5 protein-coding genes are annotated in these 4,739 nt (G+C 68.0%); 1 reads left to right on the top strand and 4 read right to left on the bottom strand.

Translation table 11 applies throughout. The features are described 5' to 3' along the window. Window positions 1-1,137, top strand: a 1,137-nt coding sequence (locus VGD93_RS05405) for a glycerate kinase type-2 family protein (protein WP_395009958.1), incomplete at its 5' end; no start/stop codon positions are given. Window positions 1,138-1,146: 9 nt separating this feature from the next. On the opposite strand, the gene VGD93_RS05400 is transcribed toward VGD93_RS05405, so the two are convergent. From VGD93_RS05400 to VGD93_RS05385, 4 genes are all read right to left on the bottom strand, one after another. Beyond that, complete coding sequence (locus tag VGD93_RS05400) at window positions 1,147-1,482, bottom strand: DUF4387 domain-containing protein (protein WP_395009956.1); 336 nt, start codon at window positions 1,480-1,482, stop codon at window positions 1,147-1,149. A gap of 8 nt (window positions 1,483-1,490) precedes the next feature. Then, window positions 1,491-2,849 carry an acyclic terpene utilization AtuA family protein gene (locus VGD93_RS05395; RefSeq protein ID WP_395009954.1) on the bottom strand — a complete coding sequence of 453 codons (1,359 nt, stop codon included), beginning with the start codon at window positions 2,847-2,849 and terminating at the stop codon, window positions 1,491-1,493. 161 nt (window positions 2,850-3,010) lie between these two features. Beyond that, the gene (locus VGD93_RS05390; RefSeq protein ID WP_395009953.1) at window positions 3,011-3,991 is read right to left on the bottom strand and encodes a sigma-54 interaction domain-containing protein; all 981 of its coding nucleotides are present in this window, start codon (window positions 3,989-3,991) and stop codon (window positions 3,011-3,013) included. Window positions 3,992-4,018: 27 nt separating this feature from the next. Continuing rightward, the coding region (locus tag VGD93_RS05385) for a C45 family autoproteolytic acyltransferase/hydolase (RefSeq protein WP_395009951.1) at window positions 4,019-4,739 on the bottom strand (721 nt) is incomplete at its 5' end.

Genomic DNA, 4,739 nt, shown 5'->3' with positions numbered 1-4,739 from the left:
AAGGCGTCGGGTGCCATGGCCGCCGCCTTCGAAAGGGAGTGGCTCGGCAGGGGATACGGCGCGCTGTCGGGATTCGTCGTCACTTCGGACGGAAATGCGGTTCAGAATGCGTTCATCGAGGTGACGGAAGCGCGGCATCCGCTTCCCGACGCCCGCAGCGCGAGCGCCGCCGAGCGCATGCTGGAAGTGGTCTCTGGTCTCTCTGCCGACGACCTGGTGGTGGCGCTGATCTCGGGCGGCGCCTCCTCGCTCCTGGCGCTGCCGGCCCCCGGCCTCACCCTCGAGGACAAGCAGGCGGTCAATCGCGCGCTGCTCGCCAGCGGCGCGCCGATCGACGAAATGAATTGTGTTCGCAAGCACCTGAGCGCCATCAAGGGGGGGCGGCTGGCGGCCGCGGCGGCGCCGGCGCGGGTCGTCTCGCTGGTGCTCTCCGACATTCCCGGCGACAACCCGGCGCTGGTCGGCTCGGGGCCGACCATCCCCGACGCGACCAGTGTCGACGACGCCCGCCGCATCATCGCGCGCTACCGGCTGGATCTGCCGGAACGGGTGCTGGCGGCCCTGTCCCCGGCCCCCGCGCCTGCAGATTCCGCCTTCTCGAACAATGAGATACACCTGGTCGGTGCAGCCCAGATGTCGCTCGACGCCGCCGCCGCCGAGGCGGCGCGGAGGGGGCTCGAACCCCACATCCTCTCCGACGCCTTCGCCGGGGAGGCGCGCGATCTCGGGCAGGTACACGCCGCGCTGGCCCGTCAGATTCTCGCGCGGAATCAGCCGTTTACGGCGCCGTGCCTGCTGCTCTCGGGGGGCGAGACGACGGTCACGCTGCGCGGCAAGGGCGGCAAAGGCGGCCGCAATTCGGAGTTCCTGCTGGCCTTCGCCCGCCACGTCGCCGGCGTCGCCGGCGTCGTCGCCCTCGCCGCCGATACCGACGGCATCGACGGCTCGGAGCAGAATGCCGGCGCTGTTGCCGATGGGACCAGCCTCGCGCGCATGCGGGAGGCCGGCGTCGACCCGGTCGCCTGCCTCGACGGCAACGATTCCTACAGCGCTTTCGCGGCGGTGGGCGACCTGCTGGTGACCGGGCCCACCGGCACGAATGTCAACGATTTCAGGGCGATACTGATCGATCGCTGAGCGGGCGACCTACGCCGTCATGTCCACTTCGACATCGAGGAAGGGGGCGTATTGCTGCGCCCCGAAGATGTCGGCATCGCCGGGCGAGCCGCTCGGGCGCTGCCTCAGGATGGTGAACTTGATGGCGTTGGCCGGGTCGTATTCGACGAAATCGGTCAGCCGCGCCGGGTCGACGTTGAGCACCTCGCACACGCTCTGCCGGGTCAGCGCCCGCGAGCGCTTGACCTGCTCGTAGGTCTGCTTCTCGCGGAAGATGATGTCGAAGGTGATCTTGTCGGTGCCGGCGTTCTTGGAGCGGATGGTCTTGGCCAGCTCGGCCAGCTTCTTCCTGCTGTTCTTGGTCATGTCAGTCCTCAGCCGATGATGGCGGTGTGGGTCGGGAACAGTTCGAGCGGATCGTCGACCGCCATGGTGTGATTGAGCGTCCAGCGATAGGCCGGGCTGGCCGGCAGCACCTCGTCGAGGACGAAGGAGACGCCGCCGGCGGTGCCCTTCACGTCGGGCAGGCGGGCGTAGAACAGCTGGCGCGTGCCGGTGATGGTCAGTTCCTCGGCCATCTCGCGGGTCGGCGCGACGCCCTGGACGACGATGCACAGTTCGTGCCCGGGCTGGTCCTTGAGCGGCTCCATGTCGCCCATGACGCCGTTGCGGCCGAACACGTTGTAGTGCAGTTCCCAGCCCTCCTTGCCGAAGCGCTCCTCGGCCTGGGCCCGGGCCCAGGCGATGACCTCGTCGACATGGGCGATGGTGTAGGGATCGCGAATGCCGGCCATGCCGACATAGCGCTCGCCGAGCTTGCCCGAGCCCTCGAGCTTGACGCGGAATTCCTCGGCCGGCACGAACTCCATGCCGGTGACGCGGGTGGTCTTGTCGGCCACCTGGTCGTAGGCGCAGTGGGTCATGTCGAGCATGCCGCCGGCGACGAACTCGTGATACGGGTTGGAGCGCTCGTACATGGCGTGGCCGGCGACCGAGGCGATGGTGCAGCGCTGCTCGGGGGCCATGGCGGTGACTTCGACGAAATCCTTGGTGATCTCGCCCAGCACGGTTTCCTTGGCGCCGTAGGGCTCGGCACAGAACGAGGCGCATTCCAGCACCTTGCCGAGGTAATAGGCCTGCGCTTCCGGATAGCCCTTGTGCAGCGCGGCGGCGGCGAAGATGGCGCTGTCCGAGGAGCGGCCGCCGATGATGACGTCGCAGCCCTCCTCCAGCAGCTTCATGAACGGATGCACGCCGGCCATGGCGACGATGCGGCTGGTGGCATCGAGTTCGGCCTCGGTCAGGTCGGCGCGCGCGTCGAGGCCCCTGATCGCCGAACCGGCGCGGATCTTGCCGCGCACCAGTTCCTTGTCGACTTCCGAATAGAACCAGCCGATCCTGAACGGCGGCAGCTTGTGGCTGGCCGCAATCTCGCGGATCATCTCGACATACATGTCCACCCGGCTGTTGGTGCCGGTATCGCCGGCCGACCCGATCAGCATCGGCACGCCGATCCGGCGCGCGGCCAGCAGCATCTCCTCGAGGTCATGGCGCTGCCACGCCTTGGGGCTGGCGCAGATGTCGTTGCCCAGCGGCACCGGGCCGATGTCGTCGCTGCCCGAATCCGCGGCGATGAAATCGGGGGCGGCGGCAACGCCGATGTGGAAGCTGCCCGGCTTGAGCGGAGCAAAACCGAGGTGCCCGTTAGGACAGATGATCTTGAGGGAGGACATTGACGTCTCGCAGTATTGAGTGATCCACCCCTACTTAGGCACTTTTCATGCCAACCCCCGAGGGGGCGATAAGCGACTGAATTCCATCGGTAAAGGTGGGTTGGCCCGGCAGGGGGCACGGGTTGCGCGCATTTCCCACGCGCGCCCGGACGCAATCCACGCTACTGCAGGCCGAGCTTGATCATCTGGTGGCGCAGGGCATGCCGGCTGATCTTCAGCGCCGTCGCCGCCGCCTGCAGGTTGCCGTCGGCCTCGGTCAGGGCACGCGTCAGCAGCTTGCGCTGGAAATCGGCGGTCGCTTCGTGGAAGCCGGTGACGGCAGCCTCCCCCTGCGCCGGGCCGGCGACATCCGCCGGGGCCCGTCCGACAACGGTGCGGATGATGCGGTCGGGAAGGTGGCGCGGCAGGATGACGTCATCCTCCTCGAGGATGAAGATGCGCTCGAGGAGGTTTTCCAGCTCGCGCACGTTGCCCGGCCACTTGTAGCGGCGGAAGATGTCGGCCGCTTCGTCGGACAGCCCACGGATGCTGCGCTTGTAGATGGCGTTGTAGCGCTCGATGAAATGCTGCGACAGGGTGAGGACGTCGTCGCCGCGCTCGCGCAGCGCCGGCAGGTTCACGGCGACCACCTGCAGCCGATAATACAGATCCTCGCGGAACTTGCCGGCGGTCACCTCCGACAGCAGCACCTTGTTGGTGGCGGCGATGAAGCGGCTGTCGACGGTCGTCGCGTTGACCGCCCCGACCCGGCGGAAATGCTGGGTGTCGAGCAGGCTCAGCAGCTTGGCCTGCAGCGTCATCTCCATTTCGCGGATTTCATCGAGGAACACGGTGCCGTGGTTGGCCGCCTCGATCAGCCCGACCTTGCGCTCGACGGCGCCGGTGAAGGCCCCGCGCTCATGGCCGAACAGCTCCGATTCCAGTAGGCTGGCGGGAATGGCCGCGCAGTTGATGTCGACGAACGCCTTGGCGGAGCGCGACGACAGCCGGTGGATCATGCGCGCGACCAGCCCCTTGCCGGTGCCGGTCTCGCCGTAGATGAGCACGGTACGGGCCGGGCTCTTCGCGACCTTTTCCACCAGCCGCTTGAGGCCCAGGATGCTCGGGTGTGACCCGATCAGTTCATTCGCATAGTCCGCCATCGCCCGCCCCATCGCCTTGCTCCGGGCTCAGGTCGACAGCCTGTACTTCAGCCAGCGCCCGATGCACGGTCTGCCTTCGCTGAAGGTCAGGGTTCGAAGCGTACACGAATAGATGGAGGAGGAAAGCGTCTCGCTGTCGCCGCCATCGCCATGCTGGCACAGGGGCGCGGCGTCGGGGGCGGAGCCGGCGTGCGTGCGCATCAGTTGCGCCGCTCCCGCGGTGGTCCAGGGACGGCCGGGCAGTCGCTCGCGCAGGTACTCGAAGCGGACGGCAGAATTGCCGACAACGAGGTCGCCGAAGGGATAGAGCGTCTCCGCTTCGAGGCCCGGGAGCACATAGTGATTTGTCCTCCACACCACCGGCCCGGTGGTGACCTGCGGCCCGGCGGCGGCGAGTTCGACCGCGGCCACGGCGCCGCCGGCATCGGCCAGGACCAGGGTCCCGCCCCCCGCATGCGGCACCCGCCGGATGAAATCGACGGCCGCGGCCACGCTCGCGCAGGTGGCGAGGATCCTCGTCATCAGGAAATAGCGCAGCCAGCCGACGCGATGCGTGGCGACGGCCACCTGGGTATCGGCCAGGGCCAGGCCCGCGGCGTTGATGCCGCTCGAATAGGCGCCCGGACTGCCGAGGCTGCCGACGCAGAGCATGGCCCCCGTGGCGATGTCGGGGCCCGTGTGCAGGGCGACCTGCTGGATGCCGAGATGCAGGCCGGAATAGTCGCGGTTCTTGACCACCATCGGCCCT

The sequence above is a fragment of the Devosia sp. genome, from assembly GCF_036406155.1.
In the GTDB taxonomy this organism is placed as follows: domain Bacteria; phylum Pseudomonadota; class Alphaproteobacteria; order Rhizobiales; family Devosiaceae; genus Devosia_A.
Note: the sequence above shows the minus strand (reverse complement) of the source record. Positions and strands in the feature narration are given on the sequence as shown.

What these genes read in the sequence shown, in the direction of transcription:
- VGD93_RS05390 (WP_395009953.1), bottom strand. Translation starts at nt 3,991, where the DNA reads ATGGCGGACTATGCGAATGAACTGATCGGGTCACACCCGAGCATCCTG.
- VGD93_RS05400 (WP_395009956.1), bottom strand. Translation starts at nt 1,482, where the DNA reads ATGACCAAGAACAGCAGGAAGAAGCTGGCCGAGCTGGCCAAGACCATC.
- VGD93_RS05395 (WP_395009954.1), bottom strand. Translation starts at nt 2,849, where the DNA reads ATGTCCTCCCTCAAGATCATCTGTCCTAACGGGCACCTCGGTTTTGCT.